General features: G+C 70.2%; 21 protein-coding genes and 1 pseudogene. 11 read left to right on the forward strand and 11 right to left on the reverse strand.

Translation table 11 applies throughout. From position 1 onward, the window contains the following. Positions 1-11: 11 nt before the first annotated feature. From ACFW0G_RS14775 to ACFW0G_RS14800, 6 genes are all read right to left on the reverse strand, one after another. Positions 12-590, reverse strand: coding sequence for a DinB family protein (locus ACFW0G_RS14775; protein WP_378325703.1), 579 nt, complete (start codon positions 588-590; stop codon positions 12-14). Positions 591-1,245: 655 nt separating this feature from the next. Next, positions 1,246-3,645 (reverse strand): ATP-binding protein, encoded by a 2,400-nt coding sequence (locus ACFW0G_RS14780; protein ID WP_378325704.1) that lies wholly within the window; start codon positions 3,643-3,645, stop codon positions 1,246-1,248. A 485-nt stretch (positions 3,646-4,130) separates the two neighbouring features. Then, positions 4,131-4,745 (reverse strand): TetR/AcrR family transcriptional regulator, encoded by a 615-nt coding sequence (locus ACFW0G_RS14785; RefSeq protein WP_378325705.1) that lies wholly within the window; start codon positions 4,743-4,745, stop codon positions 4,131-4,133. Continuing rightward, the gene (locus tag ACFW0G_RS14790) at positions 4,742-6,100 is read right to left on the reverse strand and encodes a M14 family zinc carboxypeptidase (RefSeq protein ID WP_378325706.1); all 1,359 of its coding nucleotides are present in this window, start codon (positions 6,098-6,100) and stop codon (positions 4,742-4,744) included. Before ACFW0G_RS14790 ends, ACFW0G_RS14785 begins: the two co-directional genes overlap by 4 nt. A 77-nt stretch (positions 6,101-6,177) precedes the next feature. Beyond that, complete coding sequence (locus ACFW0G_RS14795; protein WP_378325708.1) at positions 6,178-7,080, reverse strand: LysR substrate-binding domain-containing protein; 903 nt, start codon at positions 7,078-7,080, stop codon at positions 6,178-6,180. Between the two features lie 17 nt (positions 7,081-7,097). Next, on the reverse strand, positions 7,098-8,051 hold the full coding sequence (locus tag ACFW0G_RS14800; RefSeq protein WP_378325709.1) for a LysR family transcriptional regulator: 954 nt from the start codon (positions 8,049-8,051) through the stop codon (positions 7,098-7,100). Between the two features lie 218 nt (positions 8,052-8,269). On the opposite strand from ACFW0G_RS14800, the gene ACFW0G_RS14805 reads away from it, so the two are divergent. The 5 genes from ACFW0G_RS14805 (at position 8,270) to ACFW0G_RS14825 (ending at position 13,536) form a co-directional block, all read left to right on the forward strand. Continuing rightward, positions 8,270-8,953, forward strand: a complete 684-nt coding sequence (locus ACFW0G_RS14805; protein WP_378325710.1) for a tRNA-dependent cyclodipeptide synthase — start codon at positions 8,270-8,272, stop codon at positions 8,951-8,953. Then, positions 8,950-10,638 carry a cytosine permease gene (locus ACFW0G_RS14810; protein ID WP_378325712.1) on the forward strand — a complete coding sequence of 563 codons (1,689 nt, stop codon included), beginning with the start codon at positions 8,950-8,952 and terminating at the stop codon, positions 10,636-10,638. Before ACFW0G_RS14805 ends, ACFW0G_RS14810 begins: the two co-directional genes overlap by 4 nt. Before the next feature lie 13 nt (positions 10,639-10,651). Next, on the forward strand, positions 10,652-11,110 hold the full coding sequence (locus tag ACFW0G_RS14815; RefSeq protein ID WP_378325714.1) for a thioredoxin family protein: 459 nt from the start codon (positions 10,652-10,654) through the stop codon (positions 11,108-11,110). A gap of 63 nt (positions 11,111-11,173) precedes the next feature. After that, positions 11,174-12,337, forward strand: coding sequence for a S8 family peptidase (locus ACFW0G_RS14820; protein ID WP_378325716.1), 1,164 nt, complete (start codon positions 11,174-11,176; stop codon positions 12,335-12,337). A gap of 35 nt (positions 12,338-12,372) precedes the next feature. Beyond that, positions 12,373-13,536 (forward strand): MFS transporter, encoded by a 1,164-nt coding sequence (locus ACFW0G_RS14825; RefSeq protein WP_378325717.1) that lies wholly within the window; start codon positions 12,373-12,375, stop codon positions 13,534-13,536. Here the strand turns inward: ACFW0G_RS14825 and ACFW0G_RS14830 are convergent. Then, positions 13,520-14,677, reverse strand: coding sequence for an MFS transporter (locus tag ACFW0G_RS14830; protein WP_378325719.1), 1,158 nt, complete (start codon positions 14,675-14,677; stop codon positions 13,520-13,522). The genes ACFW0G_RS14825 and ACFW0G_RS14830 overlap by 17 nt on opposite strands. A gap of 42 nt (positions 14,678-14,719) precedes the next feature. Beyond that, the gene (locus ACFW0G_RS14835) at positions 14,720-15,202 is read right to left on the reverse strand and encodes an RrF2 family transcriptional regulator (protein WP_378325720.1); all 483 of its coding nucleotides are present in this window, start codon (positions 15,200-15,202) and stop codon (positions 14,720-14,722) included. 93 nt (positions 15,203-15,295) lie between these two features. Here ACFW0G_RS14835 and ACFW0G_RS14840 point away from each other — a divergent pair, with 93 nt between their 5' ends. From ACFW0G_RS14840 to ACFW0G_RS14865, 6 genes are all read left to right on the forward strand, one after another. Continuing rightward, on the forward strand, positions 15,296-16,030 hold the full coding sequence (locus ACFW0G_RS14840) for an SDR family oxidoreductase (protein WP_378325721.1): 735 nt from the start codon (positions 15,296-15,298) through the stop codon (positions 16,028-16,030). A 284-nt stretch (positions 16,031-16,314) separates the two neighbouring features. After that, positions 16,315-16,524, forward strand: a complete 210-nt coding sequence (locus tag ACFW0G_RS14845) for a heavy-metal-associated domain-containing protein (protein ID WP_378325722.1) — start codon at positions 16,315-16,317, stop codon at positions 16,522-16,524. A gap of 48 nt (positions 16,525-16,572) precedes the next feature. Then, positions 16,573-17,484, forward strand: a complete 912-nt coding sequence (locus ACFW0G_RS14850; RefSeq protein ID WP_378325723.1) for a hypothetical protein — start codon at positions 16,573-16,575, stop codon at positions 17,482-17,484. A 25-nt stretch (positions 17,485-17,509) separates the two neighbouring features. Beyond that, positions 17,510-19,765, forward strand: coding sequence for a heavy metal translocating P-type ATPase (locus ACFW0G_RS14855; protein WP_378325724.1), 2,256 nt, complete (start codon positions 17,510-17,512; stop codon positions 19,763-19,765). A 247-nt stretch (positions 19,766-20,012) separates the two neighbouring features. Next, positions 20,013-20,591, forward strand: coding sequence for a hypothetical protein (locus ACFW0G_RS14860; protein WP_378325731.1), 579 nt, complete (start codon positions 20,013-20,015; stop codon positions 20,589-20,591). Between the two features lie 94 nt (positions 20,592-20,685). Then, positions 20,686-21,045, forward strand: coding sequence for a YciI family protein (locus ACFW0G_RS14865; protein ID WP_378325725.1), 360 nt, complete (start codon positions 20,686-20,688; stop codon positions 21,043-21,045). A 39-nt stretch (positions 21,046-21,084) separates the two neighbouring features. Here ACFW0G_RS14865 and ACFW0G_RS14870 read toward each other — a convergent pair whose 3' ends face one another. From ACFW0G_RS14870 to ACFW0G_RS14880, 3 genes and pseudogenes are all read right to left on the reverse strand, one after another. Next, entirely contained in the window at positions 21,085-21,969 is an 885-nt protein-coding gene (locus tag ACFW0G_RS14870) for a sigma-70 family RNA polymerase sigma factor (RefSeq protein WP_378325726.1), read from the reverse strand. Between the two features lie 151 nt (positions 21,970-22,120). Continuing rightward, a complete protein-coding gene (locus tag ACFW0G_RS14875; RefSeq protein WP_378325727.1) occupies positions 22,121-23,104 on the reverse strand; it encodes a S1 family peptidase in 984 nt (327 codons plus the stop codon). A gap of 225 nt (positions 23,105-23,329) precedes the next feature. Further along, a pseudogene (locus ACFW0G_RS14880) lies at positions 23,330-23,546 on the reverse strand (S1 family peptidase); the annotation flags it as partial.

The raw sequence follows: 23,546 nt of genomic DNA on the forward strand, positions 1-23,546 counted from the left end.
CGGGGATGGATCTACTGGCCGGTGCGGCCGTCGATCCGTTCGCGCAACAGATCGACGTGCCCCAGATGGCGGGCGTACTCCTCGATCATGCTGACCAGGACCTCGCGCAGCGACATCGCGCCGCCACCGCTGCCGTGCCGGTTCAAGGGATCGTCACCGGTGATGTCGAGGCTGGGCGCGTCGGCCACGAAGCGCGTGGCGAAGTCCACCTCGGCACGCCACGCGTCCCACGCCTGCGCGACGATCTGAGGGTCGGGAACGGCGCCGTCGAAATCGCCGTCCGGTTCGGCGGCGGAACAGAACAGCCGGGATACGTCCTGCCCCGCCATCAGCACCCGGAACGTCGCGCGCTCCACCTCGGCCAGATGTCGCACGAGCCCCAGGAGCGACATCGTCGAGGGCGCGATGGAGCGCCGTGCCATCGCTTCCGCGTCGAGGCCCGCGCATTTCATTTCCAGGGTGAGCCGTTGACAGCGCAGGGACTCGGTCAGCGTGGTGCGTTCGTCACCCAGCCTCGCCCGGTCTTCGCGCGGGTCGTCGGGGGACGGTCTGCCGTCCTCGGTGAACATGTCGGCTCGTCGGGTCGCCATGACCGCCATCATCGGCTAGGTGCCCGAGGGGCGACAAGCGAATAACGCTTCGCTCCGCCCGGACCGAGGGACGCTCAGGGCGCCGTAGTCCGCAAAGGATGACGAGCTTGCGGTGTCGCGAACGTTCCGTTTGGGACGTTGATCCTGGATTCGCCGGCCGGCTATGCCCCGAGGGGGACCTTCACTCCTACGCGAGGGGAGCAAAGCCGCCTCGTTCCGCAGCAGGGCGTCATCACGCATGAATCTCCCGAGCCAGCAGGCGACTTTCACCGCGCAAGTCACACGCTGCGAGGAACCTCGAAGGCCGTGAAGGGGCCTTTCGTAGCCTCCAACGCACCGAAGGGTTCCTTCGCCGCACATAGTCCACAAAGGACAATTTAGTGTATGTGGCACGCCGCCTTCACGTCATCCGAACGCCGCTGGGGCCAGGTTGATCGTCGCGAACGCGTCGTTCGCGAGGTGCTGCCGAGCCATGTGCCTCAGCCGCGCGAACCGCCGAGGGACGCCCTTGTCGCAACCCGCGCTACCCGCCGCGTGCGTCCGGATTCGTAGCGTCCTTTGTGGACTCCTGTGTCGTGAAGGGGACTTTCGGCGCGCTGGACGCGACGAAAGTCCCCTTCAGCTCACGTCAGCCGTGCAACACCGCCGAAGCGAGTCACCGCTTGAGAAGGGTCAGGTGATGGCGGGTGCGTTCGGCGTCCCCGGCGCGGTTCTGCGTCTGGTACAGCTCCAAGGCCTGTTGGTACGCGCTGTGCGCCGGTTCGCGCTGATCGAGGGCGTGGTGGGTGTGGGCGAGCCATTCGAGGGTGTCGGCCTCCTCGTAGGCGTGGCCGAGTTTGCGGTACACGCTCAGGGACTGCAGGTAGTAGTGCAGCGCCTGGTGGTGCCGGCCGGCATGGTGGGCGATGTACCCGAGACTGTCCAAAATGGCCGCTTCGCCCTCGGGATAGTCGTGGTGCCTGGCGATCGCCAGCGCGGCCGTGCAGTGGGTGCGGGCCTGCTCGCCGTGGCCCAGCCGGGCCTGGTGCCAGCCGACGTCGTTGAGCGCGCGCGCCTGGCCGAACGGGTTGCCCGCGGTGCGGAACAGGTGGAGGGCGTTGCGCGCGTGTTCCAGCGCGCGTGCGTCGTCCCCCTGGTGTTCCCAGGCGCGCGCGAAGATGCGGTGGGTGTAGGCCTGTTCGGAGTGGTCGCCCGCTCGTTCGGTGAGCGCGAGTGCCTCCTGGAGGTGTTCGAGTGCCTCGGTGTGCAAGCCCAGCCGCGCGCAGGCGTTGCCCAGCCGTTGACGTGCCCGCACCAGGCAGGTGACGTCCTCGATGCGGGTCGCCGCGGCCAGGCCGGCGCGCCATACCGCGAGATCGTCGTGCAGGCGGCCGCGGCGCCACAGATAGGTGGACAGGACCCAGGCCAGCTGCCAGACCAGCGTGGGCCAGTTCCTTGCCTCGGCGGTGTTCTGGATGGCGAGCAGATTGGCGTGTTCGGCGGTGAACCAGTCCAGCGCGGCCGCCCGATCCTCGAGAGGCTGCGCGACGCAGCCCGCCGCGCGGTGCCGGAGCCGGGCCGATGGGCGGTGCGGATCCAGCAGCTGCTGGCCCGCGAAGGCGGTGTGCAGGTAGAAGTCGGCCAAGCGGCGCAGTGCTTCGTCGCGGGCGGCTTCGGTGAGGTCCTGGCCTGCCTGGCCCGCGGCGTCCAGCCGGATGAGGTCGTGCATCCGGTAGCGACCGGGGAGATGCTGCTGCAGCAGGCTCGCGTTCTCCAGCTCCCGCAGGATGACGCGGGTCCGGTCGGCCGGGCGCGCGGTGAGGGAGGAGGCGGCGAGCACGCCGATGTCCGGTCCGGGCACCAGGCCCAGGAACCGGAACGTGTCCGCTGCCTCGTGCCGCAGTGCGCGATAGGAGCAGGAGAGCACGGCCCGGACGTTCGCGGTCAGGTCGCCGGTGTCCAGCGCGTCGAGCCGCGCGGAGGTGTCCCGCAGTTCCCGCACCAGCGTCGCCAGCGGGAAGTCACTGTGCGTGCCGGCCCGGGTGGCCACGATGCCGAGTGCCAGCGGCAGTCCCGCGCAGTACGTCAGCAATTCGGTGACCGCGCCGGGTTCCGCGGCGAGCCGGTCGACGCCCAGGTGGCGGCCGAGCAGCCTCTTGGCCTCCTGCTCGGGCAGGACGCCGAGGTCGAGCAGCCGGGCTCCGTGCGTGGTGACGAGGCTGGTGAGCCGGTGGCGGCTGGTGATCAGCACCGTGCAGGCCCGCCCGCCCGGCAGCAGCGGGGTGATCTGGGCCCTGTCCCTGGCGTTGTCGAGGACCACCAGCAGCCGCTTGTCGGCGACCAGGCTGCGGTACAGGCCCACCTGCGCCTCGAACTCCGCGGGCAGGGCGTCGTGGTGGACACCCAGCGCGTCCAGAAAACCCCGGACGGCCAGGTCCGGTTCCATCGGTTCGTCCACCGCGTCGAAACCACGCAGGTTGACGTACAGCTGACCGTCCGGGAACCGGTCGAGGTGCTGATGGGCCCACCACAACGCGAGCCAGGTCTTGCCGATGCCGCCGGGACCGCCGATCGCCCGGATGACGGTCCCGGTGCCGTCCGGGTATTCCTCCAGCGCGGAGTCGAGATGGGCGAGTTCGCCGAGCCTGCCGACGAACGGGCGGGGTGCGGCGGGCAGCTGGCGGGGTACCGCGCGCCTCGCCGGGCCGGGGTCGGCGGGCGGGGTGCGGGCACTCACCGGATCGGCGGCGAGAACGCGCCGGGGATCCGGGTTTGCCTCCGCCGCGGGCAGCCCTGGCGTATTCGCCTCGATCCGGTTGCGCGCCGCGATCCAGGCCCCGACCCGCTCGTCGCCCTCGCAGGCGCGGATGAACGCGGCCACCGTCTGCGGGCTCGGCAACACGTTCTTCTGCAGCGCACCCGCGAGTGTGCTGCGGGGCAGGAATTCGCCGGCGTCGGCCGCACGCTTTTCTAGCTGCCGATAGGTATATCCGGATCGTTCCTTGATCTTTCCCAGCAGGCAAACGAACTCGGCGGCGTCGCGAGCGGCATCCGGGTGAATGCCCGTATCCTCCACGTCTCCATGCTCGCGGCATTCGGCGCGCAGTGGCAATAGCCTGTCCGTAACAATGTCCGGGCACTCGCCTGACCAGTGCGGACAGCCGGGTCTGTCCGGGACGGCCTGTCGCCATTGCCGGTCCCGCGAGGCCGGTGGCACCATCGTTGTCACCGGGGCGGAGAACTTCTGGTTCCGGGCAAAGTTCGAATTCCGGACAAAGGGAGCGTCGTCTTCGGTCGGTGCCGTGACCGGGTGGCGAAGTATCGAGGGGGAAGAGGCACCGCGGTGTCGATCGTGATGCGAGCCTGCGCGTTTTCGGGAGAACGACGGGAATATCGGCGGACCAATAGCTCGGCGGCGTGGTCGTGCCCGACTTCCGGTCCCGGCGCGCGGTTCCCTGGATGGTCACGCTGGTCGACGACGTCGCGGGGACGAGACTGGCCGGCACGTTTCGCACCTCGTGCCGGCCAGTCCGTCCACTTCGGACCGGACGGTCCGGTGGTTCACGGATCGAGCAGGTGCGCGAGGGCGGCGGTGGCATCGGCCGCGTAGCGCTCGGCGACGGCGTCCGGATCGCGGATCGCTTGCTGGGCAAGGCCGATGGTGAGGGCGCGGACGGCGGGGGTGAGGCGTGCCGCCTGCGCGGGGGTGGTGCGGCGGACGGGGGTGCGCCCGGGGGCGATGACGCGGCCGGTGAGCAGCCGGGTGAGGAGAGCGGTGATCTCGCTCGCCTGCGTGGCGATGGCGTCGGCGAGTTCTTCGTCGTGCGCGGCCAAACCGGCCGCGTCGACTTCGAAGGCGTACCAGTGGGCGGCGTTCTCGTCGAGGGCGAGCCGATAGGTGACGAGGGCGTAGCCCCGAAGTGCTTCGTGGAGGGTCAGGTCCTGTTCGGTCAGCTCGGCGAGGCGGTCTCGCAGGAGCCGCGCCAGGTGCTCGACGGTGGCCAGGAGCAACTGGCGCTTTCCGCCGAATCGGGAGTACACCGCGCCTGTGGTCAGGCCCGCCCTGGCGGCGATGTCTTCCAGCCGCGCGGCCCGGTAGCCGTGTGCGGCCATCTCGGCGAGCGCGGCCTCGATCAGCGCGGTGTTGTTGCGCTGCCGTGATTCGGCACGTTTCACCGGCCGGCACCGGCGACGTCGTCGAGGCGCCGCACCGTCGCGAGCGCGGCGCCGATCTGGACCGCGACCACGTCACGCAGGGGGAAGGGATCGGCGCGCAGGGCGTGCTCGGCGTCCGCGCACCAACGGTCGAGGAGGCCGGAGGCGTCTTCCGTGGCGGCTCGCAGTACCGACGGCTGGTTGCCCGCCGCCTGCTCGACGCCGAGTTGGCGGTGTAACAGACCCGCACACCGCAGCCGCACCATGTGCACGACACAGTGCGCGGCGAAGGATTCGGCGACCGTCGCCTCTCGTCCCGCGACGGCGCCGGCCATCTTGTCGTAGGCGGACGCCAGCGACGAGCTGTGCTCCAGAGTGTCGGCAATGGCCGGGCGCATCGGCGAGGAAATCGTCAGCCGGGGCGACACCCGTTGGTACACCGCGCCGAGCGCACGGGCGTCCGCTTCGAGTTGTGCGGCGTTCTCGCGCAACACGTCGGCGTAAGCACGCCCGCTCGCCGAGGGATCGGCGGCACGCGGGTCGCGCCACAGCGGTACCTCGGTGACCAGCGTGGTCGTCCCGTGCCGCTCGGCGTAGTGCGAACTGGAGCCGCCGAGACGCGCGGATCCGTCCGGACGCGCGGTGGCGGCGGCCAGCTCACGTGCGGACGGCATCAGGTATACCGCCGGCGCGGCGGTGGGCCAGCCGAGTGTGTCGATCGGACCCAGTGACAGCGGGACATTTCCGGCCCGCGCGACCTCGGCGAGGTCGTCCGCCACGCCGGGCACGTCCTGGCTGAGGATGAAGAACACCCCGCCGAAATCGGCATTGTGCAGCGAGTACTGGAAAACCGGGCGGAGCTCGTCGATGACCCTGGCCAGCGCCTGGGTCTCGGGCAGCATCCGGTCGAAATACGCCTGCTCGTCCAGAACGGGGAAAGTCCACTCCGGCTGGTCGGTGAGGGCCGGGCGGAAGAAGTTCCGGTGGTAGTGGCGGATCGTGTACGGACCGCCGAACCAGTCCTCGTTCATGCGCGTCGCGTCCGGGTCGAGACAGGGCACGAAATGCCAGCTGTAGCCCGCCTCGTCGCGCAGCGCGGGGTCTTCGGTCACGAGCCGTGCCAGGTGCAGCACGGTGAGCAGGCCGAGGGGTTCGTTGGGGTGCGGGCCGCCGACGATCAGCGCGTGCCGGGGACCGTGGCCCACCGAGAGCATCCGCAGCGGATCACCGAGCCGGGAGGTGCCGATCCGGCGGAGGCGGCAGACCTCGGGGTGGTCGTCCGCGAGCGTGGCGAGCGCGGCCTCGAGTTCGTCGACGGTGCAGATCCGGTCCATGTCCGGCAGTCCGCTCAGCCGGTCCGCGACGAGTCCGATCATGACGTCCCCCAGAACGATAATCCAGATTACTACCGTAATCGAGATTATCAACGACGCGCGAGCAGCGCCAGCAAGGTTCACGGGCAGGTGGTGAGCGCACGCAGGTACGCGGAATGTGCCTGGCCCGCCACTTCGCTGACACGGAGTGCGCAGCCGCCGACCGGTCCGCCGGGGACCCAGGCGAGTACGAGTGTCGACGTCGTCGCCGCGCAGCGCAGCGGGCGATAGACGGTGTCCGGCATCGGAGTCCTCGGTGGCGAGGTCACGGTCGGGATACCCGCGCCGTGGCCGAGGCAGAGTGCGGCCCATTCACTGGTGACGTAGCGGAATCGCGGTTCGGCACACGCCGCGAGCACCGCGCGCGTCAGCGGCTGGACGGCTTGATCGAGCAGGACGCACGGATGGCCGGACAACGCGGAGGGCGGTACCGAGTCCGGAGTGCCGAGTGCGTGCCCCCGCGGAATGCCGACGACGAGCGGCTCGGTGGCCACCGACGACCAGGCGAGCGGGGCGGGCAGGGAAGCGCTGTCCGTGTTCTGCCGCAGCACGACGAGGTCCAGTTCGTCGCGCTTCACCGCCTCGGCCAGCTCCGTGCCCGGTTCGTCGATCAGCATCGACAGTTCGGCGCCGGGCCGCAGCGAACCGAGTTCCCGGACGAGCCGGGGCAGGACGGGTGTCGCCACCGCGCCGATCCGGATGCGGTCCGGCGGCGCGTGGCCGCCCGCCCGCGCGGCGGCGAGCATGCGGTCGAACTGCGGCAGCACCACCGCGGCGTGTTCGAGCAGCACCTCGCCCGCTTCCGTGAACGTCGTTCCCGCGGGGCCTTCGGTCAGCAGTTCGGCGCCCACCATGCGTTCCAGCCGCTGGATCCGCACCTCGAGCTTCGCCTGCGTGGTGCCGAGCAGGACGGCGGCCGCCGCGACGCTCCCGGTCTCGGCGACGGCGGTGAGGATCTTCAGCTGCCGCAGCTCGATGTCCACTCCCGCTCCGGCACGGGTCAGTTCGTGCGCGCGGCGAGCCGTCGCAGTGGTGCGGGAAACACGTGCGGGCCGCTGTGCCGTCCGCGGCTGTCCCGGTAGGCGTCGAGAATCACCCCGGCCAGCAGGCCGGCCCGCGAGGCGATCGGGCTGTCCTCGCGGTAGAGCAGGAAATGGCTGGTCCGCATCAGCAGGTCCGAGATCGGCCGGTGCACCACGCCGGGCGCGAGGGGACGCAGTGTCTGGATGAGAGTGACGTCGCCCTGATAGCGGACGATTTCGTCGCGGGGGCCGGAGACCGGGACATGGTGCGCGATGAGCGGGGAAAAGCCGAAAGGGTGGCAGACACGCGCGAGGAACTCGCGGCAGCGGTCGGGCCCCGTCGACGAGATCCACCGCTCGTGTTCCAGTTCGGCGAGGCGGACCGAGTGTCTCGACGCGAGGGGATGCCAGTCGGGGAGCATCACGAGCAGCGGGTCGTCGGCGAGGTCGATCCGGCCGGTGTTCGCGGGCGTCGTCACCTCGCACTGTTCGGACAGCACCGCGAGATCGAGTTCACCGCGCTCGAACCAGCTGAGGATCTCCGCGGTCGACCCGGCCGTCCTGATCTCCGCCTGGTCGCCGGTGCCGGTGGTGTCCAAGGCGTCGAGCAGGGGCCCGGCCAGCGCGGTCGCCGACCAGCCGACCCGCAACGCCCTGGCGCGCTGCGCGCACCGCTGTGCCAGATCGGTGCCGATTCTCGCCGTGCGGGCGAGAATCCCGTCCGCGTAATCGAGGATGAGCCGCCCGAACGGGGTGGGACGGACGCCGGTGCGGTCGCGTTCGAACAACGCCTGGCCGAGCAGCTCCTCGATTCTCCGCAGTTCCCGGCTGAGCGCGGGCTGCGGGAGTACCAGCTGGGCAGCGGCGCGATTGAGGCTGCCCGCTTTCGCGACAACCTGGAGGTGGCGTAAATGCTTCAGTTCCAGCTCCACGACTGATCACCGTATGGCAGGAGTACCCGCGGGTGCACCGGCGAAAGTGTGATCGCCACCCCTACCAAAGTAGGAAATCCTCTTTCCGAAGTCCGGCGCTCGCGAGACCGCGAAGGCATAACCCGCTGGCATTAGCCGTCCCACCGGGCCACGGCGACAGTAGGCACATCCACTCGCGGCCACCGGGGAAACCGGACCAGGAAAGGTGGAAATCTCTCATGTTCGACGCGAGTCCGCTGTCTTCCGGCTGTGCCCGGCTGTTTCCGGGCGCACCACACGCCTGTGTCGGCGTGAGTCCGTTCAACGGTTATTTCACCTCGGAACGGCTGGTCCGGCTCGCCGCGTGGACGGCGGGCAATTTCGACGACTTCCATTTCTTCGTGCCGGACGAGGTCACGGCCTACACGCTCGAAGCACTCGGTTATTCACCGGCGCGGGCGAAGCAGAAAGCGCATCGCCAGTCCTGTCACGTGCACAACAAGATCACCACCGCGTTGACCACGCTCGGCGTGCCCGATCCGGCGAGCCGGATCCTCGGCATGGCACGGCTATGGGAGATGCCAGCCTACCGTAGCGTCGCGCACGAGGTGGGGAAACACTTCGAAACCGACCAGGGTTTCCGTTCCGCCTGCCACAGCGCTTCGACCTGGGTCCTGCAGGGAAAAATGGGCGACGTGCCGAATGCCGGAACACTGCGGCTCGCGGTCCGCTACTTTCTCGCCGAACTCCCGTTGTTCGCGGCATCGGGGCTGATCACCGGGAACGCCGGATCGATGTTCGTCTATCACCAGCGGGTGCCCTTTCTGCAGAGGTTCTTCGACGGGGAATTCGCTTTCCGGCCGAATCCCGGGCAGGGGTTCCTGGTCGTGCGAGAGCCGGTGCTGGAGGCGGCGGGCCGATGACGAACCGTCATGACGACTACTCGTTGACGCGGGTCCCGGCGCACGCCCGCCGGTCGTGGCCGTCGGTCGCGGTGCAGCGTTTCGGGCAGGTCTCCTCGTTCCAGCAGTTCATCGTCGGCGCGATGCTCGGGTACGGCATGACGTTCTGGCAGGCCGTGCTGGCGATCACGATCGGTTCGGTGCTGCTCGAGGTCATCACCGTGCTGCTCGGCATCGCCGGGGTCCGCGAGGGACTGTCCACATCCGTCCTCGCCCGCTGGGCCGGGTTCGGCCGGAAGGGATCCGCGCTCGTCGGGCTGCTCGTGGCGCTGAGCCTCGCGGGCTGGTTCGGCGTGCAGAACGGCGTGTTCGCGCACGGCATGCACGCGCTCGGCGGGACGGTGCCGGAATGGGTGTGGGCCGTGCTCGGCGGCGTCGCGATCACCACCATCACCGTGTACGGTTTCCGCCTCATGGCCTGGGTCGGCTATCTGACCGTGCCCGCGTTCCTCGTCCTCGCCGGATACTCCATTGTGGACACACTGAGCAGCCATTCGCTCGGGTCACTGGTCTCCGGCCCGCCGCCGGGCCCACCGCTTTCGCTCGGCGCGGCGACCACGCTGGTCTCCGGTGCGTTCATCCTCGGCGCGCTGATGACCCCGGACATGACCCGGTTCAACCGCACCCCGGGCGACGTGGTCAAGCAGACGCTGCTCGGCGTGACGCTCGGCGAGTACCTCATCGGGCTGATCGGGGTGCTGCTGGCTCACGCCACGAAGTCGGCCGACATCGTCGGCATCGTCACCTCCTCGTCGGGCGTGCTGGGCACCCTGGTGCTCGCCACCGCGATCTTCAAGATCAACGACTGGAACCTCTACTCGTCCTCGCTGGGCCTGGTCAACGTCGTCGACGTGCTGTTCGGCCGCAAGGTCGGCCGCGTCCGCGTGGTCCTGGTGCTGGGTGTGCTCGGCACCGCGGCGTCCGCGTTCGGGATCGCCGACGACTTCGCGGGCTTCCTGACCGCGGTCGGCGTGCTCACGCCGCCGGTCGCCGGGGTGCTCATCGCGGAGTACTTCGTCGTTCGCCGCTGCCGCCCCGTGCTCGACGCCTTGCGGGAACGCGGTTCGGTGCCGGGCCCGCATCGGGACTGGGTGCCCTCGGCGCTCGTCAGCTGGGCGCTCGGGACGGCGTGCGCGGTTTTCTTCGACTTCGGTATTCCCGCGATCAACTCGGTGATCGTGGCCTTCGCCGGTTACTTCGCGGCGAGCCGGCTCTTCCCGGCCCGCCGCCGGACACAGGGAGGAACGGACATGCTTCCACTGATCGGGCGTGAAGAACTCAAGCGCGCGATGGACGAGGGCGCGGTGATCGTGGTCGACACGATGCCCGTCGCCTACTACGAACGGGAACACCTGCCCGGCGCCCGCAACATTCCCGGCTTCCCGTACGAACGCGCGGCGGAGTTCACCGACGCGCACGCGCCGGACGTGCTTCCGGACAAGTCCGCCGCGATCGTCGTCTACTGCGCCAACACTCCTTGCCGCAACAGCGAATTCGTCGGCGTTCGCCTGCGCGAACTCGGCTACACCAGCGTCCGCAAGTACCGCGAGGGCATCGAGGACTGGGTGGACGCCGGGTACCGGACCGAGTCCGGCACCCCGACGGCGGCGCGTCCGGCGCCGGTTTCCGGTGACAGCACCGAATAGGAGGAGAAGGAAAATGGGAACGAGAATATCCGTGCTCGCGGCCGCCGTCGCGGCGGCCGCGGCGCTGCTCGGCTGCAGCACGATGACGCCCGCGATCGCGGCGGAGCGCGTGGCCGTCACGACGCAGGACGACACCGTCATCGACGTGACCTCGGCCAACTACGACCAGGTCATGGAGATGTCGAAGACCAAACCGGTGGTGCTCGACTTCTACGCCACCTGGTGCGGCCCGTGCCAGGAAATGGCTCCCTATCTGGAGAAGTACCACAAGGCCGACAACGGGAAGTGGATCTGGGCGAAGGTCGACCTGAGCAACAGCGGGCAGAACAAGGACATCGCGGACAAGTACAGCATCGAGTACATCCCGACGCTCATCGACATCAGGGACGGGCAGGAGAAGGGCAGCAGGGTCGTCGGCTTCGACTCCGGCAGCGGCCCCGCCGACCTGCGCACCTGGCTGAACGGTCTCTGACGCACCGCCGCCGGGGCTCGTCGGCGCCGGCGGCGATCCGTCCCTCTCCGCGAAGGGTTTCCCATGAATCGCAAGACAAGGGCCGCCGTGCTGGCGGTCTGTTTCACCGCGGTGGCCGCGGTTCCGCCCGCCACGGCCGCCGCGAGCACCCCCGCCGAGGCCACGTCGGTGTACATCGTGCGGCTGAAGCCGATGGCCGCGGACAAGGACAAGGTCACCACCGCCGCGAACGCGATGATCGCGAAGTACGGCGGCACGCTCCGCCGCGTCTACTACTCCGTTTCGCAGGCGTTCTCCATCGACCTGACCGAGGCGCAGCACACGAAGTACCTCACCGACACCGCGGTCAGCACCGTCGGCGCCAACCAGACCTACACCGCGGCGGGCACGCAGAACGATCCGCCGTCCTGGGGACAGGATCGCATCGACCAGCCGGACCTCCCGCTCGATCACAGCTACGCCTACCCGAACACGGCCTCGGACGTGCACGTCTACGTGCTCGACACCGGCGTCCGGACCAGCCACCGCGACTTCGGCGGTCGCGCGCACGCGGCCTTCGACGCCGTCGAGCCCGGCCAGAACCGTAGCGGCGCCGACTGCAACGGGCACGGCACACGGGTCGCCGCCACCATCGGCGGGCACCACTTCGGCGTCGCGAAGGAGGCGTCGATCGAATCGGTGCGGACGCTCGGCTGCGACGGCACCGGGACGTCCGAACAGATCCTGTCCGCGTTGGATTGGGTGAACCTCAACGCGAAACGCCCGGCGCTGCTCAACCTCAGCTTCGCCGGTCCCGGCGGCACGGTCATCGACATCCAGCTCTACAAGATGACCCAGCTCGGGCTCGCCTACACCACGGCGGCGGGCAACGCCGGTGCCGACGCCTGCGGCACCACCCCGGCACGGCAGACCACCGGGATCACCGTCGGCGCGACGGACGCGGCCGATCGCCGGGTGCCGTCGTCGAACTTCGGTGGCTGCGTGGATCTCTACGCGCCGGGCAAGGACATCAGGACCGCGGACAACCGGAGCGACACCGGCTGCACCACCGTGTCGGGTACGTCGATCGCGTCGGCGGAGGCGGCCGGTGTCGCCGCGATGTACCTGTCCGCGCATCCCGACGCCAAGCCGGACGCGCTCGACGCGGCACTCAAGGCCGCCGCGTCGAAGGACAAGGTCGCCGATCCCGGTACCGGATCGCACAACCTCCTGCTCCATACGGCCTAGGGCTCGCGGCCGGGACGACGGTTGGAGACTCGACCATGAACCTCGCCGCGCCACCCGGCCGCGCCACCGGCCTGCCGCTTGGCGCCCTTCTCGCGCTCGCGACCTCGGTGTTCCTCGGCTGCCTGACCGAGGTCGTGCCCGCCGGGATCCTGCTCCCGGCGTCCGCCGATCTCGGGGTCGCGCCCGCGGTCACCGGACAGCTCGTGACGGTGTACGCGATCACCACCGCGCTCACCGCGGTACCGCTGACCGCGGCCACGACCCGGGTGCCCCGCAAGACACTTCTGCTCGCGCTCGTCACCGGGTTCGTGGTGACCAACGCGGTCATCGCGCTGTCCCCGTGGTTCGCGCTCGTCCTCGCGGCGCGGGTGGTCTCCGGCGCGGTCACCGGCGTCCTGTGGTCGCTCGTCGCGAACTACGCCATGCGGCTCGTCCCGGTGGAACGATCCGGCCGCGCGCTCGCCGTCGCGATGGCGGGCACTCCGGTGGGCTTCGCGCTCGGTGTCCCCGCGGGGGCCGCGCTCGGCGTGCTCATCGGCTGGCGCTGGGTGTTCGTCGTCATGGCGCTCATCGCGCTGCCGCTGCTCTGGTGGATCTCGGTGGTCGTTCCGCCGCTACCGGGGGAGCCGATCGGTGGCCGGACGCGGCTCCGTGGCGTCCTGCGGACTCCGGGGCTGCGTCCGCTTCTGGTCCTGGTGATCGCGTTCTCCTTGGCGCACAACATCTTCTACACCTACCTCGGCCCGTTCTACGCCGGGCACGGGCACGCCGGGCTGCTCAGCGCCGGGCTGCTGTTGTTCGGACTGTCCACAGTGGCCGGTTTGTGGCTCGTCGGGCTCGCGCTCGACCGGCATCCCCGCGCCGTGCTGCTGTCGTGCGCGGCGACCGCCGCCTGCTGTCTCGCCGTGCTCGCCGTCGGCGGACGCGGCCCCGGCGTCCTCCTCGCGGCGACGGCGTTGTGGGGACTCGCCTTCGGCGGCGCGCCGACGTCGTTCCAAGCGGTCACCGCCCTGCTCGCCGGACGCCGCGCCGACACCGCGCAGTCGCTCACCATCGCGAGCTGGAACGGCGCGGTGGCCGGAGGCGCGCTGGCCGGCGGGATCGTTCTCGAGACAGTGCCCATGGCGTTGCCGTGGGTCGCGGTCGCGCTGCTGACCGTGCCGATCCTGCTCGCCGGCCCGGTCACCTCGAACAGATGACGAGGACCGCGCTCACGACCAGCACGATCGCCAGGCCGGTCAGCCCGAGGCCGAGGGTGGTGGCGACCGCGATCGCGCCGACGAGAAGCGGGCCGCCCGCGTCACCGAGTTCGCGGCCGACTTCGGCGGCGCCCATGGTCTGCCCGAGCCGTTCGGGCGGGGTGCTCGCCGCGAGATGGGCGAATCCGATCGGGGTGACCAGTCCGGTGCCGGTTCCGATCGCGACGGCGGCGATGACGAGCCCTGCCACGCCAGGCAGTGCCGCGGCGAGCGTCATACCCGCTGCGGCGAGGGCGAGGCCTGCGGCCATGCCTGCCCCGTCGCGGATCCGGCCCGCGTCGCGGGCACGTCCGCTCCAGGGCTGGACCAGGGCCGCGCAGGCGGCCAGCAGGGACACGATCGCGCCGGTGGCCAAGGGGCCGAGTCCGTGGCCTGCCCCCGCTACGGGCAGGAAACCGACGCCGACGGCGAGCGCGGCGGTCGCACCGGCCAGCGCGAGGGTCGGCCGCAGAAAACCACCGGCGCTCAGCCGGCGGGCCAGGTCGAGCAGCGTCTGCCGGGTCCGGGGCAACGGTGCGGCCACGGGAACGGCCAGTACGGCCCAGACCGCGACCGCGGCGGCGAGCGCGGCCAGTGCGAGGAACAGCAGCGAGTATCCGCCCAGGGTGATCAGGATTCCGCCGAGGAGGGGCCCGAGGGCGTAGCCGAGTCCCTTCCACGCGCCGTACCCGCCGAAGGCCCGGCCGCGCCGGTTGTGCGGTGAGAGCCGGGCGACCAGTGCGCCCGCGGCGGGCGAGAAGGCCGCGGCCGCCGCGCCTTGGCCCAGCCGGGCGAGGCCGACCAGCGCCGGATCCCCGGCGACGACGAACGCGGCGGACGCGACGGCGAAGGCGAGCAGGCCGCCGAGGAGAACCGGTCGTGGGCCGACGCGGTCGGCCAGTGCGCCGAACAGTGGTTTGAGTACCACCTCGGCGCTGTCGTAGATCGCCAGCAAAAAGCCGAGGGTCAACAGCGACGCGCGTTCGGCTTCGGTGTACCCACCGAGGCCTGCGGCGATGCTGTGCGCGCCGAACGCGGTGACGAACCCGGCGGCGTACAAGGGAAACAACCGGCTCCGGCTACGGGAGGTCTCGCTGCTCATCGATGCGGTCCCGACGACATCTGCTGTCCTTTGTGGACGAATTCAGCCGGAGCCGGTCGCGAGCCAGGTGCCGATCTGGCCCAGCACGTCGCCTTCGTAGTCCTCGCCGACCATGCGGCCCAGGTCGGCGATCGTCACCTCGCGCAGCGCGGCGCGCCAGGCCCGGTCGGCGGCGATCATCGTGCGGGTGATCGCGCACGGCGCGGTGCACGCCTCCGGCGGCGCCGCCATCGGGCCCCGCTGCCGGATCTCCGTGCACACGAACGTCGGCTGGGGGCCTTCGACGGCCTCGACGACGTCGAGAACCGTGATCTCCCAGGGGGAACGCGTCAGCACGTACCCACCGGCCTTCCCCTGCGCGGACCGGACGAGCTGGGCCCGCGACAGCGCCTGCAACTGCTTGGCCAGGTAGGTGGCCGAAACCCCGTGCAGTTCGGCCAAGCGGACCGCGGGTACCGGTTCGGCCGCCGCCGTCAGCACCACGCAGCAGTGCAACGCCGTTTCGACACCACCGGACACCTTCACGCGTCCAGCCTAACCAGCGGGCTTGACTCGGACAACAGGTGTCCGAGTAAGCTTCGAACTCGGACACAATGAATCCGAGTCAAGGAGCTCCTCATGAAGATCGCGGTGATCGGCACCGGCCTCATCGGTTCCCAGGTGGCGCGGAAGCTCGCGGACGCGGGCCACGACACCACGGCGCATTCGCTGTCCACCGGTGTCGACCTGCTCACCGGTGAAGGGCTCGACGACGCGGTGCGCGGCGCCCAGGTCGTGGTGGACCTGACCAACTCGCCGACCTTCGACGAAGCCGCGATCGACTTCTTCCGCACGACGGTCACCAACGAGCTGTCCGCGGGCGCGAAGGCGGGCGTCGAGCACTTCGTCGCCCTGTCCATCGTCGGCGTCGACCAGGTGCCCGACGTCGCCTACTACCGCGCCAAGACCCTGCAGGAGAACCTGATCCAGGCCGGGCCGGTTCCCTTCTCGATCGTGCGCGCCACCCAGTTCATGGAGTTCGTCCCGGCGGTGCTGGACGCGGGCACCGACGGCGACGTCGTGCGCCTGCCTGCCACGCCGATCCAGCCCATCGCCTCCGCCGAGGTCGCCGCCGCGGTCGCCGAGACCGCTGTCGGCGCTCCGTTGCGGGGTGTCCGCGACATCGGCGGCCCCGAGGTCTTCCCGCTCGACGAGCTGGGCCGCCTCACCCTGGCCGAGACCGGCGACCGTCGCACCGTCGTCACCGACGAATCCGCCGGATTGTTCTCCGCTGCCAAGGGAAACGTACTCACCACGCCCACGGGCACGCCGCTGGCCAAGACGCACTACCGCGACTGGCTGCGTTCGCGCTGATCCGCGGGCGCGAGCGCGCCGAGGTTCCCCCGTGCCGTGAAGGCCCCCTTGCCGACGTCCAGCGCCGGTAAGGGGGCCTTCACGGCATTCAGGGGTGGCAGTCGCGTTGTGACCTAGTGCACGTGGCTACCCCCTGGGGGTACTTGCGCAACGCGTGTCCCCGGGCATAGTGTCCTCTCTGTCGGGTACCCCTAGGGGGTATGAGGACGGGAGGTGCCGGGCATGTGCTGACCAGCGAAGTCGGGCACCCCGGGAACGACATCGAGTACGAGAAGGAGCCAGTCATGGCAGGGACCACCACCTACACCGTCACCGGCATGACCTGCGGCCACTGCGTCCGCGCGGTGACCGACGAGGTCGGCGCCATCGAGGGCGTCACCGACGTCGCCGTCGACCTGGCCACCGGCGCGGTCACCGTGAGCAGCACCCGGGAACCCGCGCTCGCCGAAGTGCGCGCCGCGGTCGAAGAAGCCGGATACGAGCTCGCCGCCTGACCCGGCGGCAGTTCCCCTACCTGCGGGCGATGCCCCGCTGAGGAAGACATGAACACAGCAGCGAAGCTCTCCGCCTACGGTGCGGCGCTCGTCCTGGTCGCCGGTGGCGCCTGGGCACTCGGCGCGGCCGTCGGTCCCTTCGCCGGTGCCGCCGGTACTCCCGGCCGCACCGGAGCGCACGGTGGCGAGGACACCGGGCACGGGGACGCTCACAGCGGCACCGTCGCGGAGGCCACGCGTTCCGACCAGCCCGGCGGGCTGGCGTCGTCCAGGGGCGGCTACACCCTCACGCCCACCACCACGACGCTCGCACCGGGAACCACCGAGCCCTTCACCTTCCGCATCACCGGACCCGACGGCCGCCCGGTCACCGCGTTCGACGTGGCGCACGACAAGCGGCTGCACCTGATCGTGACCCGCCGGGACACCGCGGTCTTCCGGCACGTGCATCCCGAACTCGCCGCCGACGGGACCTGGTCCGTTCCGCTGGACCTGCCGTCGGCGGGCAGCTACCGGGCCTTCGCCGACTTCACGCCGACCGGCGGGGAGAGCATGACCCTCGGCGTCGATCTGGCGGTACCCGGCGACTTCCGGCCGGTCGAGCGGCAGCCGTCGCGTGAGTCCTCAGTGGACGGTTACCAGGTGCGCCTTGACGGCGACCTGATCCCGGGACAGCCGTCGAAGGTGACGCTGACCGTGCGCAAGGACGGCCGCCCCGTCACCGACCTGCAGCCCTACCTCGGCGCCTACGGGCACCTGGTCGCGTTGCGCGGCGGCGACCTCGCCTACCTCCACGTCCATCCCGACGGCGCGCCCGGGGACGGCACAACCCCGGCGGGCCCCGGCATCACGTTCCACGCCGAGACGCCGTCGGCCGGAACCTACCGGCTGTTCCTGGACTTCCAGCACGCCGGAACGGTCCGCACCGCGGAGTTCACCGTCCACAGCGGACAGCGCTGAAGCCATGAGCGGGAAGGAGAGTTCGATGACCGCGTCCTTGGCCGGTCCCACTGGTGAGATCGAACTGGCGATCAGCGGGATGACCTGCGCTTCCTGCGCGATGCGCATCGAAAAGAAGCTCAACAAGCTGGACGGCGTCACCGCGACGGTCAACTACGCCACCGAGAAGGCCAAGGTCGTCTACGCCGACGGCGTCCAACCCGAGCAGCTCGTCCAGCAGGTCGAAGCCGCGGGCTACACCGCGACGCTGCCGACGCCGAAAAGCGCTGAACAGTCCGCCGAAAGTGAGTCCGCCGAAGACGATCCGACGCGATCCCTGCGACAGCGGCTGATCGGCTCGGCGGTGCTCTCGGTGCCGGTGATCGCGATGGCCATGGTGCCCGCGCTGCAGTTCACCTACTGGCAGTGGATTTCGCTGGTGCTGGCCGCGCCGGTGATCGTGTGGGCGGCCTGGCCGTTCCACCGGGCGGCGTGGGCGAACCTGCGGCACGGCGCGGCGACCATGGACACGCTGATCTCGCTCGGCACGCTGGCCGCGTTCCTGTGGTCGCTCTACGCGTTGCTGTTCGGCAGCGCGGGCGTGCCGGGGATGACCCACCCGTTCGAGCTGACCATCGAGCGGATGTCCGGCGACGGCAGCATCTACCTCGAGGTCGCCGCCGGGGTGACCACGTTCATCCTTGCCGGGCGGTACTTCGAGGCGCGGTCGAAGCGCCGGGCCGGAGCGGCCTTGCGCGCCCTGCTGGAGCTGGGCGCGAAGGACGTCGCGGTCCTGCGTGACGGCCGGGAACACCGTGTCCCCATCGACCAGCTGGCGGCGGGGGACCGGTTCGTGGTCCGGCCCGGCGAGAAGATCGCCACCGACGGGGTCGTCGAGGAAGGCGGTTCCGCGGTCGACGCGAGCATGCTGACCGGCGAGTCGGTGCCGGTCGAGGTCCGGCCGGGCGACGCGGTGACCGGGGCGACGGTCAACGCCGGCGGCCGCCTGGTCGTGCGCGCGACCCGGGTCGGTTCGGACACCCAGCTGGCGCGGATGGCCAAGCTCGTCGAGGACGCGCAGACCGGTAAGGCACAGGTGCAGCGGCTGGCCGACCGGGTCTCGGCGATCTTCGTACCGATCGTGATCGCGCTGGCCGCCGGGACGCTGGCGTTCTGGCTCGGCGCCGGCGGAACGGTGTCGGCGGCCTTCACCGCCGGGGTCGCGGTGCTGATCATCGCCTGCCCCTGCGCGCTCGGGCTGGCGACGCCGACGGCGTTGCTGGTCGGTACCGGCCGCGGTGCCCAGCTCGGCATCCTGATCAAGGGGCCGGAGGTGCTGGAGTCGACCCGGCGCGTCGACACGATCGTGCTCGACAAGACCGGCACCGTCACCACCGGTCAGATGTCCCTTGTGGACGTTCACCTGGCCGAAGGCGTTGCGCGGCACGAGGTGCTGCGGTTGGCCGGTGCACTGGAGAACGCGTCGGAACACCCGATCGCGCAAGCCATCGCCCGCGGTGCCCGCGAGCGGACCGGGGAACTGCCCGAGGTCGAGGGCTTCACCAACATCGAGGGTCTCGGCGTACAGGGCATTGTGGACGGACGGGCGGTTCTGGCCGGCAGGACGGCGTTGCTCGAGGAGTGGAGCCAGCAGCTGCCCGCCGGCCTCGCGCGGGCGAAGGCCGACGCCGAGGCGCGGGGCCGCACCGCGGTCGCGGTGGGCTGGGACGGCGAGGCGCGTGCGGTACTGGTCGTCGCGGACACGGTGAAACCGACCTCGGCGGACGCCGTCGTCCGGTTCCGTGAACTGGGGCTGACCCCGGTGTTGCTGACCGGGGACAACGAAGCCGTCGCCAGGACCGTCGCCGCCGAGGTCGGAATCGACGAGGTGATCGCGGAAGTCCTGCCGAAGGACAAGGTGGACGTCGTGCGGAGAATGCAGGCCGAGGGCAAGGTCGTGGCCATGGTCGGGGACGGGGTGAACGACGCCGCCGCGCTCGCGCGGGCCGATCTCGGCCTGGCCATGGGCACCGGCACCGACGTGGCCATCGAAGCGAGCGATCTCACGCTGGTCCGCGGTGACCTGCGCGCGGCCGCCGACGCGATCCGCCTGTCCCGCCGGACATTGCGCACCATCAAGGGAAACCTGTTCTGGGCGTTCGCCTACAACGTCGCGGCGTTGCCGCTCGCGGCGGCCGGGCTGCTGAACCCGATGATCGCGGGTGCGGCGATGGCGTTCAGTTCGGTTTTCGTGGTGAGCAACAGCCTCCGGCTGCGTGGCTTCCGCGGCGTGAGTGCATGAGGTGACCGAGGGATGCCGTTGGCCCCTTGCCGCGAACGCTCCGTCCGGGACGTTGATCGTCTCGAACGGAGCGTTCGCGACAGGGCGTCGCTCGGTTCGCCGGGCGAAAACACCATGATGACAAGGTTTTCGTCCCTTACGACGTCCCTCGATCTGTGCTAATTTCCCTCGAATGCGCGTAGGTTCGGAACACGGTCGTGCGAGGAACATTTTCCGCTGGAGGCGCGTGGCTTTCGCGCTCGCGCTGGTGGTTTCGCTCAGCGGGACGACAACCGTCGCCCACGCGAACACCGTGACGGCCGGGCGCTGCGGTGAGTGCGCGACGCCGTCGATCGACCGGTTGCAGCAATGGCTTGCCAGCGGCGAGGGCACCACTGTACCGGCCACCGGGAGCCTGCTCGTGCGCGAAGGCGACCGTTATGCGGCCAAAGTGGTGTTCCTCAAGGCCGAGTGGCATGTGATCGTCGTCTGGCTCGGCAATCGGTTCGAGGCGCAGGCCGACCTTTCGGCGTCGTCCGGTTTCTGGCTGACCTACAGCGCGACCGACGATCTCTACGTGCAGTTGCGCCCGGCTTCGCACTGGAGCGGCGGCGACAAGTGGCTCACGAAGGTGCCGTCGACGGGCGGGAAGCTCGTGACGAAGTTCTTCGGCTTCGCGCCCGACGCGTGGACCTGGCTGCCCGAGCTGGGCAAGCCGTCTTACTCGTTCGCGTCGGCGCTGCGCGAGGCACGCGGCCTGGTCTTCGTCGGCAAGACCCCGAACACGCTCGACTTCCGCGGGCTGCGCATCGACGGCTACACGCCGCCGTGCCGCGACGTCCGCTGATCGAAGAATCCGCGTCCCCGGCGGTCACATCGTCGCGTCGTCCGGGCTCATGGGTGTGTGCGCCGAGCACACCAAGCCGATGAGGAGGACGACGATGCAGTTCGTACTGGTCATTCACCAGGGAAGCTATCCGTTGCCGGGTACGCCGCAGGCCGAGACGGTTTCCGACGAGGACGTGAAGGCGGCTTACGCGGACTGGGCCGCGCTCAGCGCGATGGAGAACTGGAAGGGCGCTCCGCCGATGGGGCTGCCCGCGGACGCGACGACGGTGCGGGTGGAAAACGGTTCGGCCGTCACCACCCAGGGGCCGTACCTGGACGGCGAAAACGCGGTCGGCGGGTTCGCGGTGGTCGAGGCCGAGGACCTCGACGCCGCGATCGCCCTCGCGGCTCGTGTCCCGCAGGCGAGACTCGGCGGCGCGGTCGAGATCCGGCCGTCGGCCAAGTACTGGTGAGGCCCGGGCCCGGCGTGTCACGCGCGCCGGGCCCGGCGTTCACCACCCGGGCTGGTCGAGTACCGCGGCGGCGAGGCGGCGGACGCGGCCGGGGTCGCGGAGGACGTCGATCCGGACGATCCGGTCGCCCGCGACGGTGAAGGCCATGACGGAGAACGGCTGCCCGTCCTGGGTGATCACCGCGCCGATCATGCCGTTGACCAGAGCGGGACGCAGTTGCCCGCCGCGCGGAGCCTGAGCCTGCCCTGCCACGGTCGCCGCGCCCCGGACGACGGTCGGCGGGCGACCGGCACCGAAGTCGGTGCACAGGACGACGTCGGGATCGAGGATCTGGACGAGGGCGTCGAAACCGCCGGAGCGCGCGGCCGCGTAGAAGGCGTTGACGACCTTCCGCTGGCGCGTCAGATCGGGGTCCGCTTCGGGGATTTCGGCACCGCTCACCCGGCGTCGTGCCCGGCTGGCGAGCTGCCGGGTGGCCGCCGGCGTGCGGCCCACGATGCCCGCGATGTCGTCGAAGGGCAGCTCGAACATGTCGTGCAGCACGAACGCGAGCCGTTCGGCCGGAGTGAGCCGGTCGAGCACGACGAGCAGTGCGAGGCCGACCGAGTCGGCCAGCAGCGCCTCCTGCTCCGGATCGAGGTCACCGTCCGGAACGACCACCAGATCGGGCAGGTGCGTGTCGAACGGGGCCTCCCGGCGGCGCCGCCGCGACCGCAGCGCGTGCAGGCACTCCCTGGCGACGACCGTGGTCAACCAGCCACCCAGATTGTCGATCTCCCCGGCGTCGGACCGGCGTAGCCGCAGCCAGGCGTCCTGCACGGCGTCCTCCGCCTCGGCCGGCGAGCCGAGCATGCGATAGGCCACCGCCCGCAGCCGGGGCCGGTGCTGCTCGAACCGCTCGGCCAGCCACTCGTTCTCGTTCATCGATCACACCATCCCATCACCCAGGCTCTCCCGGATGAGCCCGCCGCGACGGCGAATGTGACAGCCCGCGGGCGCGCAGTGCCGGTAAGGCCACCTTGCGGCGTTGGACGCCCTCAAGGTGGCCTTACCGGCACCTGGGTCCTCTGTGGACTCAGGACTGGGGAAGGGTCACGCCGTATCGCTTGGCGGACAGCGTCGTCGGGAAGAAGCACGACGTCTGGGTGTCGCCGCCGGAGAGGGTGCCGAGGCCCTTTCCGCCGTCGTAGGCCGGGCCGCCCGAGTCACCGTGGTCGGAGTGCGCGGTCGTGCAGAACTCGTGGTAGACGGTGTAGCCCTCGGCTTCGAAGGTGTAGTCGACCTTGGTGACCTTGCCCGAGGTCACGCCGGACGTCCGCCCTGCCCGCTTCATCTGCTCGCCGACCGTGGCGTCGGCGAACGAGGTGATCTTGGTGCCGTCGTTGATCTCGCTCGGTCCTTCGCCCGACGCGTTTTCCACGAGCATGTTGTCCTCGGTGGGGAACACCGCGTCGACGGTCTTGCCGTCGTTCCACGGCCCGCCGCCGCCGAGTACCTCGCAGTGGCCCGCGGACAGCAACAGCTTCTGGCCGTCCTTCTCCACGTTGAACCCGTTGGAGCAGGCCGCTTGGCCGTTGCTGATCTCGTCGCCGCCCCTGATGAACAGGGACATGGCGCCGGGATGGTGCTCGACGCGCACCATGTCGCCGTACTGGATGACCGTGTCGAGCAGAGCCCGCCGCTGTGCCTGGGGAGTGGCGTCGTAGACGTCGACGACGACCTGGTTGTGCGCGATGTCGAGACCCCAGCCCGCGCTGGGCACGCTGCCGGCGGCGTCGAGGCGCTGTTTCACCTGGGTGAGCTGGTTCAGGCTGTAGCGCACCACTTTCGCCGTCAGACCGGAGGCCCGTACCTTGGCCGCGTCGGCGTTGTTCACCACGGTGACCACGGAATTGCCCGCGTCGTCGAGGTAGTGGCCGCCGGTGGCGGTGCCGAGGCCGTCCAGCACCGCTGCCGGGGTCATCGCGGCGGACGCCGCGGGCAGGGCGGTCATGCCGAGTGCCAGTGCGCCGAACGAGGCGACACCGAGGACGCCGAGCCGGGAACGTGTCGATCGCATGCTTACCTCCTGAGCGGAACATGAGCGAAACGGATCGCGCGGATGAAGAGCCCGCGTTCGGATCGAGGCCATGGCTTCAGCTCAGGAGATGCGGTCCGTTTCGCCGTTGAAACGGGCCGCGATCGCCCTGAGGTGAGTTATTCTCGAACATTTCCGACGCGTTCGACACCGACGAAGGTCGTGGCCTCGCGAGAACGTCTCGCAAGGCCACGACGTGGTGGGCGATCAGGCCAGGGACAGCCCGTAGGACTGCAGTTCCAGTGTCAGCGGGTAGAAGTAGCTGGTGACGCCGTCGCCGCCGGACAGCGTGCCGAGCCCGGCCGAGCCGTCGTAGGCCGGGCCGCCCGAGTCACCGTGGTCGGTGTGCGCGGTGGTGCCGAACTCGTGGTTGAGCACGCCGACGTCGAAGTTCACCGACTGGTCGACCGAGGTGACCTCGCCG

The organism is Amycolatopsis sp. NPDC058986, assembly GCF_042741125.1.
GTDB lineage: Bacteria > Actinomycetota > Actinomycetes > Mycobacteriales > Pseudonocardiaceae > Amycolatopsis.